At 67.7% G+C, this 23,049-nt stretch carries 24 protein-coding genes; 14 read left to right on the forward strand and 10 right to left on the reverse strand.

The genetic code is table 11. From position 1 onward, the window contains the following. Positions 1-15: 15 nt before the first annotated feature. The 12 genes from AB1I47_RS07395 to AB1I47_RS07450 are packed head-to-tail and all read left to right on the forward strand — an operon-like array spanning position 16 to position 12,214. Positions 16-2,247 (forward strand): O-linked N-acetylglucosamine transferase, SPINDLY family protein, encoded by a 2,232-nt coding sequence (locus AB1I47_RS07395; protein WP_354683119.1) that lies wholly within the window; start codon positions 16-18, stop codon positions 2,245-2,247. After that, on the forward strand, positions 2,244-3,014 hold the full coding sequence (rfbF, locus tag AB1I47_RS07400) for a glucose-1-phosphate cytidylyltransferase (protein ID WP_354683120.1): 771 nt from the start codon (positions 2,244-2,246) through the stop codon (positions 3,012-3,014). The genes AB1I47_RS07395 and rfbF overlap by 4 nt, the downstream gene beginning before the upstream one ends. Further along, a complete protein-coding gene (gene rfbG / locus AB1I47_RS07405; RefSeq protein ID WP_407935805.1) occupies positions 2,996-4,087 on the forward strand; it encodes a CDP-glucose 4,6-dehydratase in 1,092 nt (363 codons plus the stop codon). Before rfbF ends, rfbG begins: the two co-directional genes overlap by 19 nt. Beyond that, positions 4,084-4,635, forward strand: a complete 552-nt coding sequence (locus AB1I47_RS07410) for a dTDP-4-dehydrorhamnose 3,5-epimerase family protein (RefSeq protein ID WP_354683121.1) — start codon at positions 4,084-4,086, stop codon at positions 4,633-4,635. Before rfbG ends, AB1I47_RS07410 begins: the two co-directional genes overlap by 4 nt. Beyond that, positions 4,632-5,870, forward strand: coding sequence for a class I SAM-dependent methyltransferase (locus tag AB1I47_RS07415; protein ID WP_354683122.1), 1,239 nt, complete (start codon positions 4,632-4,634; stop codon positions 5,868-5,870). Before AB1I47_RS07410 ends, AB1I47_RS07415 begins: the two co-directional genes overlap by 4 nt. 1 nt (position 5,871) lies before the next feature. Beyond that, entirely contained in the window at positions 5,872-6,654 is a 783-nt protein-coding gene (locus AB1I47_RS07420; RefSeq protein ID WP_354683123.1) for a WbqC family protein, read from the forward strand. Further along, positions 6,641-7,360 (forward strand): class I SAM-dependent methyltransferase, encoded by a 720-nt coding sequence (locus tag AB1I47_RS07425; RefSeq protein WP_354683124.1) that lies wholly within the window; start codon positions 6,641-6,643, stop codon positions 7,358-7,360. Before AB1I47_RS07420 ends, AB1I47_RS07425 begins: the two co-directional genes overlap by 14 nt. Further along, positions 7,357-8,373 (forward strand): ATP-grasp domain-containing protein, encoded by a 1,017-nt coding sequence (locus AB1I47_RS07430; RefSeq protein ID WP_354683125.1) that lies wholly within the window; start codon positions 7,357-7,359, stop codon positions 8,371-8,373. The genes AB1I47_RS07425 and AB1I47_RS07430 overlap by 4 nt, the downstream gene beginning before the upstream one ends. Further along, positions 8,354-9,067, forward strand: coding sequence for a metallophosphoesterase family protein (locus AB1I47_RS07435; RefSeq protein ID WP_354683126.1), 714 nt, complete (start codon positions 8,354-8,356; stop codon positions 9,065-9,067). The genes AB1I47_RS07430 and AB1I47_RS07435 overlap by 20 nt, the downstream gene beginning before the upstream one ends. After that, positions 9,064-9,912 carry a phytanoyl-CoA dioxygenase family protein gene (locus AB1I47_RS07440; RefSeq protein ID WP_354683127.1) on the forward strand — a complete coding sequence of 283 codons (849 nt, stop codon included), beginning with the start codon at positions 9,064-9,066 and terminating at the stop codon, positions 9,910-9,912. Before AB1I47_RS07435 ends, AB1I47_RS07440 begins: the two co-directional genes overlap by 4 nt. Then, positions 9,909-11,072, forward strand: coding sequence for a class I SAM-dependent methyltransferase (locus tag AB1I47_RS07445; RefSeq protein WP_354683128.1), 1,164 nt, complete (start codon positions 9,909-9,911; stop codon positions 11,070-11,072). The genes AB1I47_RS07440 and AB1I47_RS07445 overlap by 4 nt, the downstream gene beginning before the upstream one ends. A gap of 5 nt (positions 11,073-11,077) precedes the next feature. Then, complete coding sequence (locus tag AB1I47_RS07450; protein ID WP_354683129.1) at positions 11,078-12,214, forward strand: DegT/DnrJ/EryC1/StrS family aminotransferase; 1,137 nt, start codon at positions 11,078-11,080, stop codon at positions 12,212-12,214. Positions 12,215-12,249: 35 nt separating this feature from the next. Here AB1I47_RS07450 and AB1I47_RS07455 read toward each other — a convergent pair whose 3' ends face one another. The 9 genes from AB1I47_RS07455 to AB1I47_RS07495 form a co-directional block, all read right to left on the reverse strand. Further along, positions 12,250-12,549 carry an EscU/YscU/HrcU family type III secretion system export apparatus switch protein gene (locus AB1I47_RS07455; RefSeq protein WP_354683130.1) on the reverse strand — a complete coding sequence of 100 codons (300 nt, stop codon included), beginning with the start codon at positions 12,547-12,549 and terminating at the stop codon, positions 12,250-12,252. Next, positions 12,546-13,862 (reverse strand): flagellar hook-length control protein FliK, encoded by a 1,317-nt coding sequence (gene fliK / locus AB1I47_RS07460; RefSeq protein ID WP_354683131.1) that lies wholly within the window; start codon positions 13,860-13,862, stop codon positions 12,546-12,548. The genes AB1I47_RS07455 and fliK overlap by 4 nt, the downstream gene beginning before the upstream one ends. A 116-nt stretch (positions 13,863-13,978) precedes the next feature. Further along, positions 13,979-14,326, reverse strand: coding sequence for a flagellar protein FliT (locus AB1I47_RS07465; RefSeq protein ID WP_354683132.1), 348 nt, complete (start codon positions 14,324-14,326; stop codon positions 13,979-13,981). A gap of 1 nt (position 14,327) precedes the next feature. Next, on the reverse strand, positions 14,328-14,762 hold the full coding sequence (gene fliS / locus AB1I47_RS07470) for a flagellar export chaperone FliS (protein ID WP_354683133.1): 435 nt from the start codon (positions 14,760-14,762) through the stop codon (positions 14,328-14,330). A gap of 36 nt (positions 14,763-14,798) precedes the next feature. Continuing rightward, positions 14,799-16,277: a flagellar filament capping protein FliD gene (fliD, locus tag AB1I47_RS07475; RefSeq protein WP_354683134.1), complete on the reverse strand. Its 1,479-nt coding sequence runs from the start codon at positions 16,275-16,277 to the stop codon at positions 14,799-14,801. A gap of 69 nt (positions 16,278-16,346) precedes the next feature. Then, entirely contained in the window at positions 16,347-16,739 is a 393-nt protein-coding gene (locus AB1I47_RS07480; RefSeq protein ID WP_354683135.1) for a flagellar protein FlaG, read from the reverse strand. A gap of 114 nt (positions 16,740-16,853) precedes the next feature. Continuing rightward, on the reverse strand, positions 16,854-18,092 hold the full coding sequence (locus tag AB1I47_RS07485; RefSeq protein ID WP_354683136.1) for a FliC/FljB family flagellin: 1,239 nt from the start codon (positions 18,090-18,092) through the stop codon (positions 16,854-16,856). A gap of 255 nt (positions 18,093-18,347) precedes the next feature. Continuing rightward, the gene (locus tag AB1I47_RS07490; RefSeq protein ID WP_354683137.1) at positions 18,348-18,680 is read right to left on the reverse strand and encodes an RNA chaperone Hfq; all 333 of its coding nucleotides are present in this window, start codon (positions 18,678-18,680) and stop codon (positions 18,348-18,350) included. 820 nt (positions 18,681-19,500) lie between these two features. Further along, positions 19,501-20,454: an oxygenase MpaB family protein gene (locus tag AB1I47_RS07495; RefSeq protein WP_407935807.1), complete on the reverse strand. Its 954-nt coding sequence runs from the start codon at positions 20,452-20,454 to the stop codon at positions 19,501-19,503. A 252-nt stretch (positions 20,455-20,706) separates the two neighbouring features. Between AB1I47_RS07495 and AB1I47_RS07500 the strand changes: the two genes are divergently transcribed. Together AB1I47_RS07500 and AB1I47_RS07505 are read left to right on the forward strand one after the other, a co-directional pair. Then, the gene (locus tag AB1I47_RS07500) at positions 20,707-20,985 is read left to right on the forward strand and encodes a hypothetical protein (RefSeq protein ID WP_354683139.1); all 279 of its coding nucleotides are present in this window, start codon (positions 20,707-20,709) and stop codon (positions 20,983-20,985) included. 219 nt (positions 20,986-21,204) lie between these two features. Beyond that, positions 21,205-21,735 (forward strand): BON domain-containing protein, encoded by a 531-nt coding sequence (locus AB1I47_RS07505; RefSeq protein WP_354683140.1) that lies wholly within the window; start codon positions 21,205-21,207, stop codon positions 21,733-21,735. 139 nt (positions 21,736-21,874) lie between these two features. Here the strand turns inward: AB1I47_RS07505 and ku are convergent, their stop codons facing one another. Then, entirely contained in the window at positions 21,875-22,951 is a 1,077-nt protein-coding gene (gene ku / locus AB1I47_RS07510) for a non-homologous end joining protein Ku (RefSeq protein WP_354683141.1), read from the reverse strand. Positions 22,952-23,049 lie beyond the last annotated feature (98 nt).

Below are 23,049 nucleotides of genomic sequence, written 5' to 3' on the forward strand. Positions count from 1 at the left end.
TCCTGGTTGTCCTCCATGCAAAACAGCTACTACGCTCCCCGGGTCTCCCGCTACCTGCGCCAGGCCGAAGCCAGCTTCGCCGCGCAGCGGTACCGCGACTGCATCCGCCAGGCCGAGCAGGCCGAGCGGTTCGAGCAGCGCAACCCGAACACCTACTGCTGGCGTGCGCTGTCGCATCTGTCCCTCGGCTCGCTGGCGCAGGCGCACCAGATCCTGGTGCAGGCGCAGGCGCTGTTCCCCGACAACGCGCGCGTGCGCGTGCTGGCGGGCAAGGTGCTGACTGACCTCGGCCACTATGAAGCCGCCCGGACGGTGCTGGAGAGCGCGCTGGCGCTCGATCCGTCGCTCTGGATGGCCTGGGCGAACTACTCGACGGTGCTGTACACGCTGCAGGACTACCAGGGCGCCAAGGACGCCATCTGCCGCGCGCTGGAGCTCGAGCCCTCGGATCCGGGGCTGCTGTCGAACTACGCCAACACGCTCAAGGAAACCGGCGCCATCGCCGAGTCGCTGGCGGTACAGCGCAAGGCCGTGGCGGCCGCGCCCTCCGAGCTGCCGGTGCGCAGCAACCTGCTCTACACGATGATGTTCGACGAGGCCACCACGCCCCAGGACCTGCTGCGCGAGGCGCAGGCCTGCGCGGTGCTGATGCTGCCTGCCGGTCCGCGCGCCAGGCCGTTGCAGGCGCCGGCCGATAGCGGCCGCATCCGTGTAGGCATGCTGTCGAACGATCTTTACGCGCATGCGTGCGCGTACTTCATCATCCCGTTCCTGGCCAATCTGGACCACACCCGGATCGAGGTGTTCGTCTATGCGCTGAACGGCCGCAAGGACAACATCACGCGCAAGATCCAGGGCTATGCCGAGCACTTTATCGATATCTCGGCCACGCCCGCTGCGCGGATCCCCGACCTGATCCGCACGGCGCAGCTCGATGTGCTGATCGACATGGGCGGCTATTCGCGCAACTCGCCGCTGCAATATATGGCGCACCGGCTGGCGCCGCGGCAGCTCACTTGGATCGGCTACCCCGGTTCGACCGGCCTGGCCGGGATCGACTACCGCCTGGTGGACAGCGTGACCGACCCGGACGGGCACGAGGCCTGGCACACCGAGAAGCTGCTGCGCGCCCCGGTGGTGTCCGCGGCCTACTTCCCGCTGGTCGGGCGCCCGCTGGATGCCTACGCCATGGCTTACCGTCCGCGGCCGACGCCCGCGCTGGAGACGGGCCATATCACCTTCGGCTGCAGCGTCAACCTCGCCAAGATCAGCGGGCGCACGTTGCGGATGTGGAGCCAGGTGCTGGCGCGCTGCCCGGGCAGCAAGCTGCTGCTGGAATGCGCCGGGCTCGACAAGGAGCCGGTGCGTGTGCCGCTGCTGGAACGCATGGCGCAGGCCGGCATCGACAGCGACCGCGTGATCTGTGTCCCGCGGCGTGGCGAGAACCAGTACCTGATCTACCACCGCATCGATATCGTGCTCGATACCTCGCCCGTGACCGGCGGCACCAATGCGTGCGATGCGCTGTGGATGGGCGTTCCCGTGGTGACCTACGCCGGACAGGCCAGCCACGAGCGCATCGCGGCTTCGATCGTGGCATCGGTGGGCCTGGCCGGGCTGGCCTGCACCACCGAAGCGCAGTACGTCGACACCGCCGTCAGCCTGGCCGCCGACGTGGCGGAGCTCAACGCGCTGCGCCTGTCGGTGCGGCCGATGTTCGAGGCGAGCGCGCTGTTCGATGCCGCCGGATTCTGCCGCTGGTTCGAAGGCGAGATCGCGGGCTGGGCCGGCAGCTATCGCCAGCCCGGGCAACTCGAGCGTCCCGCGGGCGACGGCGTGTTCTTTGCCGGGCGCTGGCACAGGATCGAGGAGATCATCGTCTCCGTGATCGATACCCTGCAATCGGGCGATGCCGACGGCCTGGCCAACGTGCTGGAGAACATCTCCGCCAAATGGAGCCGGCACTGGCTGGTCGCCTATGCGTTGTCCGAGGTGGCGTACCGCCAGGGCGACGCCGGCACCGCGCTGGAGCTGCTGATCGAAAGCGCCACGCTGCGCAAGTATTCGCTGCCGCTGTATCGGCTGCTGCTGGCGCGCCTGGACGAAGCCGGCCAGGACAAGACCGTGCTGGCCGAATTCCTGCAGCAGGCGTTCGGGCTCGACCTTGCCTTCCTGGAAGCACAGCCGCTGCCGTCGATGCATGAGATCGCCGGCATCCCGGTACAGCGCGAGGCAGTGGCGGCATGAAGGCGGTGATCCTGGCCGGCGGACTCGGCACGCGCATCTCCGAAGAGTCGCATCTGCGGCCCAAGCCCATGATCGAGATCGGCGGCAAGCCGATCCTGTGGCACATCATGAAGACGTACTCGCACTACGGCATCAACGACTTCGTGATCTGCCTCGGCTACAAGGGCTACGTCATCAAGGAATACTTCGCCAATTACTTCCTGCACATGTCGGACGTGACGTTCGACATGAAGCACAACCGGATGGAAGTGCACCAGCGCCATGTCGAGCCATGGCGCGTCACGCTGGTCGAAACCGGCGAGCACACCATGACCGGCGGGCGCATGCGGCGCGTGCGCGATTACCTGGACAACGAGCCGTTCTGCTTCACCTACGGCGACGGGGTCTCGGATATCAATATCCGCGCGCTGCTGGAATTCCATCTTGCGCACGGCAAGCCGGCGACGGTCACCGCGATCCAGCCGCCGGGGCGCTATGGGGCGCTGAATGTCGAAGGCACGTCGGTGGACAGCTTCCAGGAGAAGCCGGCCGGCGACGGCGCCTGGATCAACGGCGGCTTCTTCGTGCTCGATCCTTCGGTGATCGACCTCGTTGCCAACGACACCACGATCTGGGAAGGCGACCCGATGACGCGGCTCGCCGCGCAGGGGCAATTGCAAGCCTATCTGCACCACGGCTTCTGGCAGGCCATGGATACGCTGCGCGACAAGAACCACCTGGAAAACCTGTGGGCCGGCGGCACGCCGCCGTGGAAGGTCTGGGCGTGAAGCTGTTCGACGATGTCTACGCCGGCCGGCGTGTACTGCTGACCGGCCACACCGGGTTCAAGGGAAGCTGGCTGGCGCAGTGGCTGGGCCAGCTCGGCGCCACGCTGACCGGCTTTGCGCTGCCGCCCGCCACCACGCCCAGCCACTGGCAACTGCTGGATGTACCGGCCACGGACCTGCGCGGCGATGTGCGCGACCTGTCCGCGCTCGACGCGGCGCTGGCGCGGGCCCAGCCCGAGATCGTGTTCCACCTGGCGGCGCAGCCGCTGGTGCGGCGGTCGTATCGCGATCCGCTGGAAAGCTGGTCGACCAATGTGATGGGCACGGCCAACGTGCTCGAAGCCTGCCGCCGCCACCGCGGCGTGCGGGCGGTGGTGGTGGTCACCACCGACAAGGTCTATGCCAACCAGGAATGGGCCTGGGGCTACCGGGAAAACGACCGCCTCGGCGGCCATGATCCGTACAGCGCCTCCAAGGCGGCCGCCGAACTGGTGGCGGCAAGCTACCGGCAGGGTTTCTTCGGCCACGATGGCGCGCCGCTGCTGGCGACGGCCCGCGCGGGCAACGTGATCGGCGGCGGCGACTGGTCCGAGGACCGGCTGATTCCGGACCTGGTGCGCGCCACCAGCCGTGGCGATTCGCTGGAGATCCGCTCGCCCCGCGCCACGCGGCCGTGGCAGCACGTGCTCGACTGCCTGGCTGGCTACCTGCTGCTCGGCCAGCGCCTGCTGCAGGGCGACGACGCATGCGCCACGGCGTGGAACTTCGGGCCCGCTGCGGAAGACAACCGCACGGTGGCATCCGTGCTGCACCTGATGCAGGCGCACTGGCCGCAACTGGCGTGGCATGTGTCAGCCGCAGCGCAGCCGCATGAGGCCAGCCTGCTTTATCTCGACAGCTCGTTCGCGCGGGCACGGCTCGGCTGGCAGCCAGTGTGGAATCTGGCGCAGGCACTGGCAGCCACGGCTCAGTGGTATCGCGCACAGGCCGATGGTGACGCGCCCACGCGCCGCCAGGTCGACGCGTTCGTCGCCGCCGCGGCCGCCGCCGGTATGAACTGGGTGGCGTCATGAAGCTGACACCGCTGCCGATCCCGGGTGCGGCGCGGGTCCAGTCCGAGCCCTTTGCCGACCATCGCGGCGCCTTCGCGCGTCTGTTCTGCACCGAGGCACTGGCCGAGGCCATCGGCGCGCGCCATGTCGTGCAGATCAACCATTCGCGTACCAGCGCGGTCGGCGCGGTGCGCGGCCTGCATTTCCAGCATGTCCCGCATGCCGAGATGAAGCTGGTGCGCTGCCTGCGCGGCCGTGTCTGGGACGTGGTGGTGGACCTGCGCGCCGGCTCGCCGACCTTGCTGCAGTGGCATGCCGAAGAGCTCAGCCCCGGCAATGCCCGCATGATGGTGATTCCCGAAGGCTGCGCCCACGGCTTCCAGGCGCTGGAGGCCGACAGCGAACTGTTGTACCTGCACACCGCGCCCTACACGCCGCAGGCGGAAGGCGGAGTGCGCCACGACGATCCCGCGCTTGCCATCCGCTGGCCGCTGCCGGTGGCCGACCTGTCGGCGCGCGACCGCTCCCATCCGCTACTCAGTGCCGGCTTTGCCGGTCTCCATGCATGAACTGCCGCCATTGCCACGCGCCGCTGGACCACGTCTTCCTCGATCTCGGGGCGGCGCCGCCATCCAATGCCTACCTCGCCGCCGCCGACCTGCGCGGGCCCGAAACGACGTTTCCGCTCCGGCTGCATGTATGCCCCGGCTGCTGGCTGGTGCAGACCGAAGACTATGCGCGCGCCGACGCACTGTTCAGTCGCGACTACGCGTATTTCTCGTCGACTTCGCAGACGTGGCTCGCGCACGCGGCAGCTTATGCCGACAGCATCTCGCGCCGGCTTGAGCTCGGGCCGCGCAGCTTTGTCATCGAGGTGGCGTCCAACGACGGCTACCTGCTGAAGAACTTCGTTGCCGCCGGCATTCCGTGCCTGGGCATCGAGCCTACGGCCAGCACCGCAGCGGCGGCGCAGGCCATCGGCGTGCCGACGCTGCGCGAGTTCTTCGGACAGGCATTGGGCGAGCGGCTTGCGGCCGAAGGCCGGCAGGCGGACCTGATCGCCGGCAACAACGTCTTCGCGCATGTGCCGGATATCAACGACTTCACGCGCGGCATGAGGGCGGCACTGAAGCCAGGCGGGACCATCACGCTGGAATTCCCGCACCTGATGCGGCTGATCGAACAGACCCAGTTCGATACCGTCTACCACGAGCATTTCTCGTACCTGTCGCTGTACACCGTGCAGCGGATCTTCGCCGGCGCGGGCCTGCGGGTGCTGGATGTCGAAGCGCTGCCGACCCACGGCGGCAGCCTGCGCGTCTATGGCTGCCATGCCGACGATGCGCGTGGCGCCACCGCGGCGGTAGCGGCGCTGCTCGATGCCGAGGCGGCATTCGGGTTGCGCACGCTGCCGGCTTACCTCGATTTCCAGGCACGTGCCGACGCCGTCAAGGATGCGCTGGTCATGTTCCTGATCGAGCAGAAGCGCGCGGGCCGCAAGGTCGCCGCCTATGGCGCGGCGGCCAAGGGCAATACGCTGCTCAACTATGCCGGCATCCGGCCAGACCTGTTGCCCTTCGTCTGCGATGCCGCCCCGTCCAAGCAGGGGCGCTACCTGCCCGGCAGCCGCATCCCGGTGGTCAGCCCGGCACAACTGCGGGATGCGCGGCCGGACGTGGTGCTGATCCTGCCGTGGAATATCGCCGCCGAAGTGCAGGCCCGGCACGCCTATGTGCGCGAGTGGGGCGGGCGCTTCGCGGTTGCGGTGCCGGCCGTCCGGATGCTCGATCATGCCGGGGCCTGACATGGCAAAGGGCGGACATAGCCTGGTGATCTCGCAGCCGATGTATTTCCCATGGGTCGGCATGCTGGAACAGATCCGCCTCAGCGACACCTACGTCTTCTACGACGACGTGCAGTTCTCCAGCGGCCCGGCCAACCGCGTCAGCCGGGTGCAGGTCAAGACGGGCAACGGCATGCGCTGGATGACCGTGCCGCTGCGCGGCAGGCGCCTGGGCAACCTGATCGGCGAGCTGGAGCTGGATGACCGCGCCGACTGGCGCGCCAGCCATCGCGACCTGCTGCGCCAGTCCTACCGCGGCGCGCCATATCTGCATGACATGCTGGCGCTGGTCGACGAAGTGTTCGCGGCGCCGGTGCGCTCCCTGTCCGAGCTGTCGCGCCTGTCCACCATGGTGCTGGCGCGCTATTTCGGGCTGGACGCTGGCCGGACGTTCCTGGACAGCTCTGCGCTGGGCGTGCCCGGGCACAGCAGCGAACGCGTCTACGCGCTGTGCCGGCAGCTGGGCGCCACGCGCTACCTGACCGGCCACGGCGCCCGGGACTATCTCGATCACGGCCTGTTCGAGCGGGCCGGCATCGATGTCGAATACATGGCCTACCGGCTCAGCCCCTATCCCCAGCGTCACGGCGAGTTCACGCCTTACGTCACCGGGCTCGACCTCGTGGCCAACTGCGGCCGCGACGGCGCCCGCCATATCTGCTCCGGCACCGCGCCGTGGCGCACCGTGTGCGCCGCCCGGTTGCCCGCCAGCGTCCCTACCGGAATCGAACATGAACAGGCTTGACGCCGTCTCTTCGGAGTATTTCCCCAACGGGGCCACCTCGGTCGAGAACGACCTGGTCCTGCACTGGTACCCCAGGCGCATCACCGCGCGCTTCGGCCATTGCCGCAACTTGCTTGAACTGGGCATCGGCCATGGCTTCACCACCGAGACCTTCGGCGCCCATACCGACCGCCATGTGATCGTCGAGGGCTCGCCGGCAGTGATCGCGCAGTTCCGCGGCAACCACCCGGACAGCGCCGCCGAAGTGGTCGAAGGGTACTTCGAGACCTTCGATACCGACGAGCGCTTCGACGTGATCGTGATGGGCTTTATCCTCGAGCATGTCGACGACCCGGGGCTGCTGCTGGCGCGCTTCCGGCGCTTTCTCGCGCCCGGCGGGCGCATGTTCGTGGCCGTGCCGAACGCCAAATCGATGAATCGCAGGCTGGGCCTGGAGCTCGGTCTGATCGACGATATCTACAGCCTGAACGCCAACGATATCGCGCTGGGGCACCAGCGCCAGTTCTGCCGCGACACGCTGCGCGCGCTGCTGCATGAACACGGCTATGCCGTGGTGCACGAGGAGGGCATCTACCTCAAGCCGCTGCCGCTGGCGGTGCTGAAGACGCTGCCTGACATGGCTGCGAACCTGCAGGCGATGCTGAAGGTCGGCGTGGACTTCCCCGACCTGTGCGTGGGCTTGCTGATGGAGGTCAGGCCCGCATGACGACAGCCATTGCCGCCGCGCCGGTCACGGTGGTGGTCACCGGCGTCGGCGCCATCATCGGGCAGGGGATCGTGCGCAGCCTGCGCGCCTGCGGCATGCCGGTGCGGGTGGTCGGCGTCGATCGCAATGCCGACTCGATGGGCGCGTTCCTGTGCGACGCGTTCTATCCGAAGCCGGACTGCGATGAGCAGGACGACGGCTATCTTGCCTACTGGCGCAAGCTGGTGGCGGCGGAAAGCGCGCGGCTCGTGATCCCTGGTATCGAGATCGATGTCGAATACCTTGCGGACCATCGCGCCGCGTTCGCGGCAATGGGCGCCACGCTGTGCCTGAACACCGATGCGCTGATCGCGCTGGGACAGGACAAATGGGCACTGGCACAGGCCCTGGAGCAGGCCGGCGGCGAGCTGGCCAGGCTGGCGATCCCGGGCACGCTCGACGGCGACTGGGCGCCCTGCATCGCGCGGCTCGGTCCGCCGCCGCTGTTGCTGAAGCCGCGCCACGGCAATGCCGGCCGCGGCATCGTGCGGCTGCACGACGAAGTGGATTTCCGCTACTGGCGCGCCAAGTCGGGGCCGGGCTTCATGGTCCAGCGCATCGTCGGCAGCGACGACGAGGAATACACCGTGGGCGCCTTCGGCCTGGGCGATGGCGACATGCTGGCGCCGCTGGTGCTGCGCCGGCGCCTGTCCGCGGCAGGCAACACGGGCTACGCCGAAGTGGTCCAGGATGCCGCGATCGAGCGTGCCACACGTGCCCTGTGCGCGCAATTCATGCCGCTGGGGCCGACCAACTACCAGTTCCGGCGCGAAGGCGACCGGCTCTTCCTGCTGGAGATCAATCCGCGTTTTTCCAGCAGCACTTCGCTGCGCACCGCGTTCGGCTACAACGAAGCCGCCATGAGCCTGGCCTGCTACGTGCATGGCCGGCGCCCGGCCGAAGCCGTGCTGAAGCCGGGACGGGCCTGGCGCTACTCCGAGGACTTTGTCAGCCATGATCGGCATCCTCTCTGATGTGCACGGCAACCTGCCGGCGCTGAAGGCCGTGCTGGCGGCGGCCATTGCCATGGGCTGCCGCCGTTTTATCTCGCTGGGCGACGTGGTCGGGTACTACGCCCAGCCAGGCGAGTGCATCGACCTGTTGCGCGAGCACGGCGTGGTCAACCTGATGGGCAACCACGACCACTACATGGTGGAAGGGCTGGGCTGCCCGCGCTCGCGCGTGGTGTCGGAGATCATGACCTACCAGCGCTGCGTGGTCACGGCGCAGCAGGTGGAGTGGCTGTCCGGATCGCTGCCGATGCTGGTGGAAGGCGGCAACCACTTCGTGCATGGCGGGTGGGAAGATCCGCTGGACCAGTACCTGTACCGCGTCAGCGAGGCCACCATCCCCGCGCAGGCGCGCCGTCTTTTTTCCGGCCATACGCACGTGCAGGTGCTGGCGGACTTCGACGGACGCCAGTACTGCAATCCGGGCTCGGTCGGGCAGCCGCGCGACGGCGATCCGCGCGCGGCATTTGCCGTGCTGGCGGACGACACCGTGACGCTGCACCGCATCGCCTACGACATCGACGCCACCGCCGCCGCCATGCGGGCCGCGGGGTTTCCGGCCCACTATGCGGAGTGCCTGTACCTCGGTGCGCAGATCGGCGGACGGATCGACAAGGTCGTGGTCGAACGCAGCGGCGACGCGGAGGCGGCACGATGAGCGCGATCGTGACCGAGGCCATGCGCGAGCAGTTCGAGCGCGACGGCGTGCTGGTGCTGCGCGGCTACTACGATGCCGGGCGCGACATCCTGCCGATCCAGCGCGCGATCTACGAGATCATCGGCCTGGTGGCGGAGCGGCACGGCGTGGTGCTGCGGCGCGAGCCGTTCTCCGCCGCGCATTTCGATGCCGGCTACAACGACCTGGCCGCGGCGGACCGCGCCTTCGGCGGCGAGGTCTATGACCTGGTCAAGCAGATCCCGGCGTTCGTGCGGCTGGTCTGCGCCGAGAAATCGGAGGCGCTGTTCCGCGCCATGCGCGGCACGGACTTCGCGGGGATTGGCACCGCCAGCTACGGCATCCGCATCGACCGCCCGCATGAGGAACGGTTTCGCAGCCACTGGCACCAGGAATTCATCTTCCAGCCGCAGAGCGAGGACGGCATCGTGTTCTGGAGCCCGCTGGCGGCGGTGACGCCGGAGATGGGGCCGGTGGTGGTCTGCGTCGGCTCGCATCGCGACGGCATCCGCAAGGTCAACCGCACCGGCACCGGCGCGGCCAAGTCCGGCGCCTACAAGATCGGCATTGTCGATGACCAGACGGTGGCCGCCGGCTACCGCCAGATCGCGCCGCTGACGCAGCCGGGCGACCTGATCCTGATGGACTATCTCACCATCCACCAGTCCGGCCACAACGTGTCGGACCGGCCGCGCTGGTCCATGCAATCGCGCCTGTTCAATTTCCGCGACGCCTACGGCATGCGGCTGGGATGGAAGGCCTCGATCACCGCGGGAACCGAGGTGCAGGCGCTCTTCCCAGAATATTTCTCCGAGGAGTCAATATGACCTGTTCTTGCAACGTCTGCGGGAACGCGCTTGAGACGCCGATCTATGCATCGGCGGAAGACAGTTCGATCACCACCATGAACATCCTGGTGCCGGGCCGCACGCGGGTGTTCCTGTGCGGCCATTGCGGCCACCTGCAAACTGCCGAGCTGCAGGATGCCGTCGACTATTACGCCAATGTCTACGCGATCAACCTGACCTCCGACGATGACGACCAGCTCTACCAGATCGTGGACGGCCGGCCGGTGTACCGCGCGGACCACCAGGCCCAGGTGCTGCTGTCCAAGCTCGACCTGTTCGACGGCTGCCGCATCCTCGACTACGGCTGCGCCAAGGCGCCGACGCTGAAGAAGGTGGCGGCACGCGCGCCGCAGGTCAGGCCGTTCCTGTTCGACGTCACCGACAAATACCAGGCGTTCTGGCGCAAGTTCCCCGGCGTGGCAGGCTGGGCTTGCCACCAGACCGATCCGGCGTGGGCCGGCACGATGGACGTGGTGCTGTCGTTCTACGCGCTCGAGCATATTCCGGCGCTGCAGGATGCCGTCGCCAATATCAAGGCGCTGCTCAAGCCCGGCGGCATCTTCTATTTCATCGTGCCGAACGTGCAGCGGAGCCCGTCCGACTTCGTCGTGGCCGACCACGTCAATCACTTCACGGAGGCGTCGCTGCATTACCTGCTGGGCGCACAGGGCTTCGACCACATTGAAGTGGATGCGCGCGCGCACGATGCCGCCTACGTGGTCACGGCGCGCCTGGGCCCGGGCGCAAGTGGCAAGCCGGTGATGCCGGCGCCGGGCGCGATCGCGCGCCTGGATGCGGCGGCCAGGGAGATGTCGGAATACTGGTCCGGCGTGGCCGGCCGGATCCAGGCCTTCGAGCGCAGCCAGCCGGCCGGTGCAACCAGCGCCATCTACGGCGCGGGCTTCTTCGGCAACTTCATCGCCGCCACGCTGGCGTCGATGTCCCACGTCGCCTGCTTCGTCGACCGCAACGCCCACCTGCAGGGCCGCCAGTGCCTGGACCGCGAGGTGGTCGCACCGGCGGCGCTGCCGGCAGATGTCGGCTACCTGTATGTCGGACTCAATCCGCGCATCTCGCGCGAGGCGATCCGCGCGATTGCCGAGTGGCACGACCGGCAGCTGGACATCTTCTACCTCTGAACGCCATGAAGCGCATCCCTGTCTCCGGCCCGTCGATCACTGAAAAGGAGATCGCCTACGTCACCGATGCGGTGACCAATGCGTGGTACGCCAACGCCAACGTCTACAACGAGCGCTTCGAGCGCGCCTTTGCCGGATACCACGGCGTGCGCCATGCGGTGTCGCTGCCGTCGTGCACGTCGGCACTGCACCTGTCGTTGCTGGCGCTGGGGATCGGGCCGGGCGACGAGGTGATCGTGCCGGACTGCACCTGGATCGCCAGCGCGGCGCCGGTCAGCTACGTGGGTGCGACGCCGGTGTTCGCCGATATCGATCCGGTGAGCTGGTGCCTGTCGACCGAGTCGTTCGCGGCGTGCATCACGCCGCGTACCAGGGCGGTGATCCCGGTCGACCTGTATGGCAATGTGCCCGACTACGCGGCCATCAGCGAGGTGGCGCAGCGGCACGGCATCGCCATCGTCGAGGATGCCGCGGAAGCGGCGGGTACGCGATATCGCGGGCGCGCCGCCGGCACCTTCGGCGTGACCGGTACCTTCAGCTTCCACGGCTCGAAGACGCTGACCACCGGCGAAGGCGGCATGCTGATCACTGATGACGACGCGGTCTACCGGCGCGTGCTGGTATTGCGCGATCACGGCCGCCGCCCCGGCGACACCATGTTCGAGAACCGCGAGGTTGGCTACAAGTACAAGATGAGCAGCATGCAGGCGGCGCTGGGCCTGGCGCAGATCGAGCGCGCCGAGGAACTGGTGGCGCGCAAGCGCGAGATCTTCGGCTGGTACCGCGAGGCGCTGGCCGACTGTGCCGAGCTGGTGCTGAACAGCGAAGCCGACGACGTACGCAATACCTACTGGATGGTGACCGCGATCCTGCCCGCGCGGCTCGGCGGCAAGGCCGGAGTGATCCGCCGGCTGGGCGAGCAGGGTATCGACTGCCGGCCGTTCTTCAGCCCGCTCAGCAGCCTCGATGCCTATTCGGCGACGCCGCAGGCGCAGGCGGCGCGGGCGCGCAACGCGGTCGCGTATGCCGTGTCGGCACACGGCGTGAACCTGCCGTCGGGACTCAACCTGGCGCGCGAGGACGTGGCGCGCGTCGCTGCCGCGGTGCGGGACCTGCTCGGCGCTATGCAGGCAGCGGCCTGAAGCGGCGAGGGTGAGCGCCGGCCCGCGGACGGCGCTCAGCCAGCGGGCCGCAACGCTGGGTCTTCCGCCTGCTCGCGCTCGAGCTGGTACAGCCAGGCCAGCAGCTCCGCCACCGCGACATAGAGCTGCGGCGGAATGTGGCTGTCCATGTCCACCTGCATCAGCAGGTTCACCAGCGCCGGCGAGTCGTGCACATAGACGCCGGATTCCTTCGCGCGCGCGATGATCGATTCGGCGACGACCCCATAGCCCTTGGCGACCACGCGCGGTGCGCTGTCATCGTGGCCGTACTTCAGCGCTACCGCCGCGCCGCGCGGGATGTCGGCGTCGCTCATGACGCTGCCTTCGGCGTGCCGGTGCCCGCAACGAACTGGACCAGCGCGATGCCGTTGGCCGCCAGCCGCTCCTGCAGCCTGCCGCGGGCATCGTCAAAGCGGCTGGCTACGCCGGAGGCGTCCGCCACCAGACGCGCGCCCAGGCCGCCGGGCGACAAGGACAGGCGCGCTTCGATCGTGCCCAGTTCTGGCAGCTCCAGCAGCAGGCGCGTCGACCAGGTGCGGGCCTGGCCATCGCCGTGGGTGTCGCCGTCGTGGACAGGATCGCGCGCGATTTCCCACGCCATATGCGTGCCCGGCCATGCTTCGCCGATCCAGCGAAACTGCTGGGTGGCCAGCAGTTCGAGCTGCTGGCGCACCAGCCCCTCGGCGCCCGGATGCACGGCGGGACCCGCGGGCGCGGTGCCGGCCGGTGCGCTGGACTGGAGATCGTCGGTGTGATGGGGCGCGCGCGCCGATGCCGGGGGCATGTCGGCGGCCCGTGCCATGGCCTCATAAAGCTGCGCGCCCTGCTGCGGCGTTGTGGCGGGGCCGGTGCCGGACTGCGCGCCGGGAGCCGGCGCACGCGGTGCGGACTCGGCCGCAGCCGATGCGGCGGCGAGGGATGCCGGCGTGCGGGCGTATAGGCCGTCGTCCTGCGTCCCGGCCGCGGCTGACGTGGCGGCGTGCATCGCCAGCGCCCGGTCCAGCGTATCGGCCGGGCTGGCGATGGCGGCGCTTGCGGCCATGGCCGCGGCGCTCGCCGCTTCAGGCCTTGCTGGCGGCGCCGGAAGCAGCGCGGGCGCGGGTGCGGGCGCTGCCTGCGCCGCGCCATCGCGCGCGCCCAGTGCCGCCTGTGGTTCCTGCCTGACAGCGGCCAGCGTGCGCGCGCCATTGACCCACGCTGCCAGGTGCGATTCGTAGAACAGGCCACTGTGGTCCACCAGCGCCGCCAGCGCCGCCGGCAGCGCAGCGGCGGTTGCCGCGGTGGGCGGGGCCGGCATCAGCGTCGCGGCCGCGCGCGGCAGCTCGCGTGCACCACCGCCCAGCAGGTCGAGAATGGTCCGCGCCGCGAAGCTCAGCGTTTCACGTGTCGAGGTGGTGCCGAACGGCAAGCCGCTGTTGGCGCCGTTGCCGACTGCCTGTGCCGGCTTGCCCTGGATGGCGGCGTTGCCAGCCTGCCCGGCGTTGCGCGTATTGGTCTCGGTGACGTCCGGCGTGGGCAGCAGCGCGGCCAGCTTGTTGACCGACAGCGTTGGCCGCAGTGTCTGCAGGGTTTGTGTGTCGGGACGCGCAGTCAGGGAGGCGTCGGGGGGCAGGAGCAGGCCGGTCATGATGCAAGCCAGTAGGGCCAGTAGGGCAAGGCGCCGCGGTTCGCGTTGGCGTGGCCGGCGGACGGCGGCCTCCGGGGTGGGGCGGGAAAGCCGGGAGGCGCTTCCCGCCGTATGGCTCAGATGGCCACGTTGTACGCCAGGCCGAGCTCCTGCTTGCGGCGCGAGCTGCCCAGCAGGGCTTCGAGCCGCGACACCTGCGGCATCACGATCTGGCGGATGGCCGCGTCGTGCGCGAGGATGCGTTCCAGCAGGTCATAGCGGCGGGTGCGCTCCTGCGCCGAGGGCACGGGGTGGGGCCCGAGCGCGCGGAGCTGGTCGACCTCCGCCACATAGACCTGCTGCAGTTCGCTCATCGCATCCCAGTTGCCGGCACGCGCCGCTTCGAGCATCTGCTCGGACAGCAGCAGCAGCTCTTCATAGCCGCGTATGACCGGGCTCGATGCCTCCGTTATGAAGGGCTGCATGTCAGTTCTCCATCGCCAGCATCGGTGCCGCGGCCTGCGCGGCGGCCGGCGGCTGGTCACCGATCTGCGCCCACGCGGACGCCAGGTTGGCCAGCAGCCCGTCCACCTCGGTCAGCAGCGCGGCATCGTTGCGCAGGTTCGCCTGCATCAGCCGGCGCGACATGTAGTCGTACAGTGCGGCGAGATCGGCGGCGATAGCGCCGCCGGCATCATGGTCCAGCACCGCATTGAGGCCGTTGACAATGATGTCGATGGCCTTGGAGATGGCGTTGCCCTTGGCCGGGATATCGCCGGCATCGATGTGGAACCGGGCGCTGGCAATGGCCGCGCGCGCTCCGTCGAACAGCATGACGATCAGCCGGTGGGGGCTGGCGCTCATGGCCCCGGTCTGGACTCCGACCTGGGAATAGGCGTTGATGGCGTTGCGCGCGTACATGGCGATCGGCTCCGGATTCAGGCTGGTTTGCTGGGCTTACTTGCTGCTCGATGCGCTGTTCAGCGCATTGAACTGCTGCGTCAGGTAGGTGCTGGTGTTCTTCATCTGCGCCATGACCATGTCGAGCTGGGTGAACTGCTTGCGGTAGTTCTCGATGGTGCTGTTGACGCGGATCTGGGTCGCGGCGAACTGGTCGCTCAGGTCTTTCAGGCTGCGGTTGATGCCGTCCGTGGCGGCCGTCAGCGCGCCCTTGCTGCTGGTCAGCGCCATGATGGTGGTGCTGAGCTGGTTGCCGTAGCCGCTCTTGCCGTCCTCGTTGCCGAACAGCGCCGCGACGCCGGCGGCATTTTCGTTCACGGCCTTGGTCAGCTTGGCCGAATCGAGCGCCAGCGTGCCGTCGAGCTGGAACGTCACGCCGACCTGCCCGAGCGTGGTGATGGCACTGCTGCCGCTGCCCGGCTGGGGCGTGTTGAGCACGCCGCGCAGCTGGGTCTGGACGATACGCAGCACGGCATCGCCGGTCAGCGCCGAACCGGTCTGTGTGCCCGGATCGTAGGCCGACAGGCTGCTCGCTGCCTTCTGCAGGTTGTTGTAGGCGGTGACAAAGGCCTGCACGCCGTTCTGGATCGCGGTGTTGTCGCGCTGGACCCCGACGTTGCTGGTGCCGGTCTGCATCAGCGACAGCGTGACGCCCTGCACGGCGCCGGTGACCTGGTTGCTCGCGCTCTGGATGGCGATGTTGTTGACCGTCAGCTTCGCGTTCTGCGCCGCCACGGTCTGCTGCATGTTCTGCGCGGCGGCCGGGTCGTTGGCGATCAGGTCGGACAGCGCGCTGGTGCCGTCGCCCGACGTCACCGAGATCTTCATGCTGTTGGTCGCGCCCGTGCTGTTCGAGGTCAGCACCAGGCGATACGGCGTGCCGGAGCCGTCATTGATGATGCTGGCGGTCACGCCGGCGTTGGCCTTGTTGATGGCGTCGCGCACGCCCTGCAGCGTGTTGTTGCCGGCGCCGATCGTGATGTCGAAACCGGTCGAGCCAGTGTTGGCGGTAAAGCTTGCGCCGGTGTACTTGCCGTAGGTGGCGCTGTTCGGATCGGTGTCGAGCGTGCCGCCGCTGATGGCGCCGAAGTCGATATGGATGGTACCGGTGCCGATGGCGACATCCTGCTTGGCCTGGCCGCCGCTGACCAGCGACTGCGCCTGCGCCAGTGCCGTGACATTGATCGCATAGCTGCCGGCGGCGGCGGTATTGCTGCCGGTGGCGGTCAGGATGGCGGCGTTGCTGGACGTTGCGGTGGATGCGTTGAAGAAGCTCGGCTTGGCGAGCTGGTTGGCCGTGCCCTGGAACGCGGCCAGCATGCTTTGCAGCTGGCCGTACGCCGACAGCTTGGTCTGGTAGCTGGTCTGCTGCTGCTTGATCGCCGTCAGCGGCGCCTGTTCGGCGGCGGTGAGGTTATCGAGCAGGGTGCTGAGATCGAGGCCGGCACCGACGCCAAGGTTCGAGATGGTTGTCATGTGTTGTTGCTCCAGGGTGCTACTTCAAATCCGATGGGCGGTATGCGGGAGGACGGCATGCGGGACCGCTCAGGCGGTCTGGTTCACGAACAGCCCCTGCAACTGCGTCATGGCATCGGAGATGCGCAGCAGTTCTTCGGTCGGGATCTGGCGGATCACTTCGCCGCTGGCCTTGTCCATCACCTTGGTGATGATGCGGTGGCTGCCGCTGTCGATTTCGAACTGGACGCTGACGGATGCGGTGCGCAAGGCTTCGGTGAGCCGTTCCAGCGCGGCGTCCAGCGCAGTGTCCTGCGCAGGGAAGGGCGCCTTGCCGTCCTGGGCGGCGGCTGTGGCCGTGGAAGGGTTGGCCTGCGAGGCCTCGGCCGCGGGCATGCCGGGAAAACCGCGGTCCTGGCGCCCGGCAAGCTGGGCGGCCAGCGCGGGCGGCAGTACGGACGAAGGGGTAGCGGCAGTAGCCATGAACGTCTGGACTCGTCAGGTTCTAGAAATGCTTTCCCAGGGCCGGGGCCCTGGGGAAACATTCCATCCCGGAGCCGGGCGCGGGGCCCGGCTCCGGTGCCGTGCGTCAGTGGATCAACGCAGCAGCGACAGCACGCCTTGCGTGGTCTGGTTGCCCTGGGCCAGGACCGAGGTACCAGCTTGTTGCAGGATGTTGGCGCGGGTCATGTTGGACACTTCCGTGGCGTAGTCGGCGTCCTGGATGCGCGAACGCGACGACGACAGGTTGGTGACCGTCGTGCCCAGGTTCGAGATGGTCGAATCCAGGCGGTTCTGGACGGCACCCAGCGAGCTGCGCAGGTCGTCCACCTTTTGCAGGGCGGCGTCCAGCGTTGCCATCGGGGTTGCCGAAGCGCCGGCCGTCAGGTTGGCGGCGGTCAGCTTGCTGGTGTCCAGGCTGAAGGCGGCGGTGCCGGCGGTGGCCGTGGTGTTGGCGGCTGCCGGGTCCAGGGCCACGTAGGTGAACATGGTGGTGCCGCTGACGGCGCCCGACATGCCCTGGTTCTTCAGGGCCTGGGCTTCGGCAGCCGTTGCCGGGGTGATCTGCACTTCAGCGAACCAGTTGCCGTTCTTGTCGACCAGGGCGTTGGCGCCGATCGAGATGCTGCCGGCGGCGATACCCAGCGTGGTGGCCAGCGTGCCAGCGGCGGCTTCGGTCACGGTGCTGGTCGAGACGTTGGTGGTCGAGCCGTAGGCCTTCTGGAAGTCAGCGGCGGCGGCGTCGGCGGTACCGACCATCGTTGCGGTGCCGCTGAACGAAGCGGTGGCCGTGGCTTGCGGGCCGTTCACGTTGAAGCTCTGCAGGCCCAGGGTCTTGGTGCTGATTTCCTGCAGGTTGATCGCGATGGTCTGGCCGTCCTGGGCACCGACCTGGACATTGATGGACTTGGCGGTCGACGACAGCACCTTCACGCCGTTGAAGTCGGTTTGTGCCGACAGGCGGTCGATTTCCGACATGCGCTGGCCGATTTCATCCTGGATCGACTTCAGGTCGGAGGCCGAGTTCGAGCCCGTGGCAGCCTGCACCGACAGTTGACGGATACGTTGCAGGTTGTTGGTGACTTCGGTCAGCGCGCCTTCGGTCGTCTGAGCCAGCGAGATGCCGTCGTTGGCGTTACGCTGGGCTTGCGTCAGGCCGTTGATGTTCGAGGTGAAGCGGTTCGCAATCGCCTGGCCAGCGGCGTCGTCCTTGGCGCTGTTGATGCGCAGGCCCGACGACAGGCGCTGGATCGCCGTGTTCAGCGACGATTGCGAGGCGTTCATGTTGTTCTGAGTCATCAGAGACAACGAATTGGTGTTAATGACTTGCGCCATGGTACGACTCCTATATGCAAAGATTTGGGCATTCCGGCTGGTGCCGTAACGTTGGCTGCCTGCTTTGCAGGGCGTAGAGTGCCTCCGTTGCATGGGTTATCGACCGGGCAAGGCAAAGGTTTAGAGTGATCTCAGCGATAGTTTTCGGGGGGTATCGGCGGGCACGCGGAGACGCCGCGCAAGGGGCGCGCGAAGGCCGCAAGGCATGCGGGACGACGGGAAGGCGGGGCAGGACAGGCGCCGGCGGCGCGGGCGTCAGCGGCGCTTGCGGGTGCGCGGTATATAGATAGGCACGAAGTCCGGCCGGGTGGTCGGGGCGGGCAGCGCGGGCACGTCGGGATCGCCGGGGGCCATGGTCGGCGTGATCAGCGCGATGGCCTGCTTGTAGACCAGCGTGGGCTGGGTGTCGTTGGCCTGCCGGCCGAGCAGCAGCATGTAATTGTCCATGGCCAGCACGGTGCCCTGCAGCCGGGTGCCATTGGACAGGTGCACCACGACCGGGGCGCGGCTGTCGGCATGCAGCGCGAGCTGCTGATACTGAAGTTGCTTTCGGCTGGTTTGCCTGGGCCGGATTTCCTTCTTCTTCACAACGACTCCGGAAGAGCCCGCAAGGGTTCTGGCGGCTGATGACGGTCCGTTGGCCGGCGGCAGGCAACACGCCACGGCCAGGGCGGCAGGAGAAACATCCGCTCTCGGTACCGGCTGTCGGGCTGGCCGCCGGAGCCGCGGCGACGCCGCGGGCGGCGGCACGGCGCTGCCAGGAGAGAAGGGGAATCTTCGCCGAGAGTAACAAAGTTTTACAAGCCTTGACGGGCGCGCTGCCCGTCTGGGCCTAGAGTGAGTGCTCTAGAAAAAACATTGCGATCTCGGTTGTGATAATGTAGCGGCTTTGTTGCGACCGCACAATCCCGGCATGAGAAGGGTGCGCGCGCCGGCGTTGGCCGGGCCCGGCGGGAAATGCCAGCGCGTGCTAAAAGTAGCCCGAAGTGATATCGGGGCTTAAACCACCAAAAGTGCGCAAACATGCCTATTTTGTCATAAGGGAATCCCCTGATAGAAACGGGATTTACACCTCATGTAAGCGCGTTTATATTCATCACCAGAGCCTGTCGGCTCGAGCAGTCCTGGAAAGCCTACGAGCACCCCGCGCGTGGGCTTCTTTTTTTGGCCCACGTCATTGGGTCGCGCTCTGTTGGCGCTGTGGTCGGCGGGGTAACTCCGCGGTTACCTGAATAAACCGACCGTTCGGGATGCCCACCGAGATTAAAAGCGGCCTCGCCCCTGCGCAATCCTCCGAATAGCGGGGGTTTTTGCCGTCAATTCCCGATTCCCTTCAAGAAGCCCCGGCTGCACGCCGATAGACCGCCTGCGCTGCCGGCTGGCAGGAAGACACAACGTCAGCCGCGCATCAGGCGGCGTGCGCGCTGCCGCCACGCGCCACGCGCCGCCGCGCGCGTGCCGAAAGTCCGGCCCCTAGCGCCCAGCGCAGCGCAGGCGCCAGCAGGCGCATGCCGGCCAGCGCGGCCGGGCGCCGTATCGAGGGGCCGTCCAGACCGAGTTCATGCCGCGCCCACGGCGGCAGCAGTGCAATGCCGGCCTCAGCCATGATGAGCACCGCCGGCTGCAGCATCGGATTGGCGACTGGCATCTTGCGCACCAGCCGCACCACCTCCGTGGTGCGCTCGCTGGCCTGCAACTGCGGACGCATCGCTTCCAGGTAAGCGGCCACCGCCGCGCGCGAACGCGGCACGTCGGTCGCGCCCAGCATCTGCGCCACGCGTGCGACCTCGTCGTAATAGCGGTCCTGCTCGGCGTCGCTGAGCGGCCCGACATAGCGCAGGTATCCCGCCATGAAGCTCGACACCTCGGCCACGTGGACCCACGTCAGCAGTGCCGGGTCCGACGCCGAATAACGCCGCCCGTCCGGCGCCACGCCGACCACGCCGGCGTGGATGCGCCGCACGCGCTGGATGAGCGCCAGCGCGTCGGCACGGCTGCCATACGTGGTGCCGGCGATAAACTGCGCGGTGCGCCCGAGCCGCCCCTGCATGTCGGTGCGAAAACTCGAATGGTCCCAGACGCCGGCCAGCGCGAGCGGATGCAGCGTCTGCAGCAGCAGCGCGCTGACGCCGCCGGCAAGCATCGACGGGAAGTCCGCATGCACGCGCCAGCAGACCGCTTCCGGGCCAAACAGGCCCGGGTCGCCGGGCGGGTTGTCGTAGTCGAGGCGCAGGCCGGCATTGCTGCGCGTGAGCGCGCGCACCTGCGTGCCAGCGCGCTGGCGCAATGTTGCGCGGATCTGGTCAAGCGGGCCGCGCTCGCGCCGCGCGGGGCGGCCGGCGGGATCGGTAAAGCTGGACAAGGCCGGAGCGAAGGTGAGGATGGCAGGGCCAGCATACACGGATGCCGGCCACCGTGCGCGCGCCATGGCGGCGGAAAATTGCCGCTGCACACGACGCAAAAAAAGGGCCGGAGCTTCCTTGCGGAAGTTCCGGCCTGACAATTTCCGGCGTATGCCCCTGCGGCAGCACCGCATGTTGCTGCCGCACATACCCGGATAGCTGCCTGATATCGTCAGCTACTGGGGCCTCTTGCTGATGACTTACGGCTGGCGTTGTCCGCCCTGGCCGCCTTGGCCGCTCTGTTGGCCACCTTGTTGACCACCTTGTTGGCCACCTTGCTGACCACTACGTTGACCGCTTTGCTGGCCCGGTTGCGAGCTGCCGCGATCCTGCTGTTGCTGTTGATCTTGCTTACGGCCCTGGTCACCCATCTGACCGCCGCCCTGTTGTTGACCTGGTTGTTGTGTGCCGCGTTGGCCCGTCTGCGACTGTTCCTGTTGCTTTTGGCCCGACTGCGATTGACCCGGCTGTTGCTGCTGTCCCATTGCTAGTCTCCTTGACGCGGCGTCACTGCCGCACTGCTTGTTTCGCAATCGCCATGCCAAGCGCAACCCTGCCGGCGTGCGGCGCGTGGCGGGGCATTGGGGGCGGCATGGATCGGATAAGGCACAGCGGCGCGTTGCCGCTTTTACAAGACGCGGCCCGATTTACACACCCGGAGCGCCGCAAAAGATGCGTGGCGAAGGCGTGGCGGTGCAGATCAAGCGGGTATGGAGCTTGCACAAAAATGCCTTACCAGGCGTGCAGGCAAATGGGGTCTGGCGCGCGCCGCGAATACAACGGAAATCTGTGGAGAGAAAGCCATGCGAATTCCCCGAACCTCCGCGCGTACGCTGCGGATCGCCTGCGTATCCGTGGCGCTGGCCGCGGCTGCCGGCAGTGCGCTGGCACTCGACAAGAGCGGCCTCATTTTCGCCGCGGCCGACAATGCGCCCGTGGCACCAGTCAACTCCGCGCCGGGCATGCCCGGGCGCGCCGAGCCCGACCGCGGCGCGGATGCCGGTGCGGACAAGGCCAGGCAGGCGGTGGAGGACACTGCCATCACCGCCAAGGTCAAGAGCAAGTTGCTGGGGACCAAGGATCTGAAGTCGACCGGCATTCATGTGAAGACCACTAATGGCGCGGTGGATGTGACCGGCACGGTGTCGAGCACGCGGCAGCGTGATATGGCGCTGGATGCTATCCGGAGCGTGGAGGGGGTGGTGTCGGTGAATGACAAATTGAAGGTGTCGGTGCGGTGAGGGACGCGGAGGGAATCAGGCCAGGGGATCCAGGGTAGGGATTGAAATCCCGCCGCGGGTTGGCTCCCCTCTCCCGCAGCCTTCGCCAGGGGTGGCGGCTGATTCAAGCGCGCCGGGTAGGGGCAGCGTTGCTGGCTCCCTACGCCGCCTGCTTCCTCCGCGCAGCCGTCGTACCTTTTCTGGCCGCCGGCGCATGCGCGGCACGTTTCTGTGGCGCATGCTTGGTCGCCGTGCTCGCCCGCTTGGCCGGCGCCCGCTTCGCGGTGCTCTGCTTCTTCGCCGCGGCATGCCGTGCCGGCGCCTTGCGGCGCGCGCGGCCCTCGCTTTCGCTTTCGTCTTCGGCTTGCTCGGCCTCGGCCCCGGCACGGCCCTTGCCGCGCGTCGGCGCTTCGTCTTCAGCCTTGCCGCCCTTGCCGCGCGTATCCAGGCTCTTGCGCAGCAGCGCCACCATGTCGATGACCTTGGCGCCCTTGCGCGGTGCTTCTTCCTCTTCCGCAGGCGGCGTGAGCTGATGGGTCTTGCCGGATTCGATCTTTTCCTCGATGCGCGCCATCAGGTCGTCGCGGTAGGTGTCGCGGTATTGCTCCGGTTTCCACTTCTCGGCCATGTCTTCGACCAGCTTGGTCGCCATCTCGAGCTCGCGCGCATGCGCGCCGGTGGGTTTGCCGGCGCTTGCCTTGGGCAGGCGCAGCTCGGAGATCGGCAGCACTTCATCGGCGAAGCGCATGGTGTTGAGCACCAGCGCGTCGTCGTGCACCAGCATCGCGGCCAGGTGCTGGCGGTTGCGCAATACCACCAGTGCCAGCGCGGCCTTGCCGGTGCGGCGCATGGTCTCGTGCAGCAGCGCGTAGCCGCGCTCGCCGCGCTTGTCGGGCTCCAGGTAGTACGGCGTGTCGAAGTAGTAGGGCGGAATGCTTGCCGCGTCGACAAAGCTGACGATATCCACCGTCTGCGTGGCCTCGACATTGGCCTGGCGGAAATCCTCGTCGCTCAGCAACACGTACTCGTCCTTGGCGTACTGGTAGCCCTTGACGATATGCTCCTTGTCGACCGGCTTGCCGGTGCTCTTGTTGATGCGCTGGTAGCCCACCGGGGCCATGTCGCGCGCGTCCAGCAGGTCAAGGTCCAGCGTCTGGCTGCGCGACGCCGGCCGCAGCACGACCGGGATGTTGACCAGGCCAAAGGTAATGGCGCCTTTCCAGATGATGCGAGACACTAGTTGGCTCCTTGGTCCGGCGCGCCGGCACGTTGCGGCGGCGGTGGCGGCATATCGCCGGGCGGCGGATCCTCCATGGGTTCGGGCGGGCCAGGCGG

The sequence above is a fragment of the Cupriavidus necator genome (genome assembly GCF_040578825.1).
Taxonomy (GTDB): Bacteria; Pseudomonadota; Gammaproteobacteria; order Burkholderiales; family Burkholderiaceae; genus Cupriavidus; species Cupriavidus necator_E.

Coding starts and splice junctions, on each gene's coding strand:
- AB1I47_RS07395 (WP_354683119.1), top strand. CDS start 16: ATGCAAAACAGCTACTACGCTCCCCGGGTCTCCCGCTACCTGCGCCAG.
- rfbF (WP_354683120.1), top strand. CDS start 2,244: ATGAAGGCGGTGATCCTGGCCGGCGGACTCGGCACGCGCATCTCCGAA.
- AB1I47_RS07410 (WP_354683121.1), top strand. CDS start 4,084: ATGAAGCTGACACCGCTGCCGATCCCGGGTGCGGCGCGGGTCCAGTCC.
- AB1I47_RS07415 (WP_354683122.1), top strand. CDS start 4,632: ATGAACTGCCGCCATTGCCACGCGCCGCTGGACCACGTCTTCCTCGAT.
- AB1I47_RS07420 (WP_354683123.1), top strand. CDS start 5,872: ATGGCAAAGGGCGGACATAGCCTGGTGATCTCGCAGCCGATGTATTTC.
- AB1I47_RS07425 (WP_354683124.1), top strand. CDS start 6,641: ATGAACAGGCTTGACGCCGTCTCTTCGGAGTATTTCCCCAACGGGGCC.
- AB1I47_RS07430 (WP_354683125.1), top strand. CDS start 7,357: ATGACGACAGCCATTGCCGCCGCGCCGGTCACGGTGGTGGTCACCGGC.
- AB1I47_RS07435 (WP_354683126.1), top strand. CDS start 8,354: ATGATCGGCATCCTCTCTGATGTGCACGGCAACCTGCCGGCGCTGAAG.
- AB1I47_RS07440 (WP_354683127.1), top strand. CDS start 9,064: ATGAGCGCGATCGTGACCGAGGCCATGCGCGAGCAGTTCGAGCGCGAC.
- AB1I47_RS07445 (WP_354683128.1), top strand. CDS start 9,909: ATGACCTGTTCTTGCAACGTCTGCGGGAACGCGCTTGAGACGCCGATC.
- AB1I47_RS07450 (WP_354683129.1), top strand. CDS start 11,078: ATGAAGCGCATCCCTGTCTCCGGCCCGTCGATCACTGAAAAGGAGATC.
- AB1I47_RS07455 (WP_354683130.1), bottom strand. CDS start 12,549: ATGAGCGACGCCGACATCCCGCGCGGCGCGGCGGTAGCGCTGAAGTAC.
- fliK (WP_354683131.1), bottom strand. CDS start 13,862: ATGACCGGCCTGCTCCTGCCCCCCGACGCCTCCCTGACTGCGCGTCCC.
- AB1I47_RS07465 (WP_354683132.1), bottom strand. CDS start 14,326: ATGCAGCCCTTCATAACGGAGGCATCGAGCCCGGTCATACGCGGCTAT.
- fliS (WP_354683133.1), bottom strand. CDS start 14,762: ATGTACGCGCGCAACGCCATCAACGCCTATTCCCAGGTCGGAGTCCAG.
- fliD (WP_354683134.1), bottom strand. CDS start 16,277: ATGACAACCATCTCGAACCTTGGCGTCGGTGCCGGCCTCGATCTCAGC.
- AB1I47_RS07480 (WP_354683135.1), bottom strand. CDS start 16,739: ATGGCTACTGCCGCTACCCCTTCGTCCGTACTGCCGCCCGCGCTGGCC.
- AB1I47_RS07485 (WP_354683136.1), bottom strand. CDS start 18,092: ATGGCGCAAGTCATTAACACCAATTCGTTGTCTCTGATGACTCAGAAC.
- AB1I47_RS07505 (WP_354683140.1), top strand. CDS start 21,205: ATGGAGCTTGCACAAAAATGCCTTACCAGGCGTGCAGGCAAATGGGGT.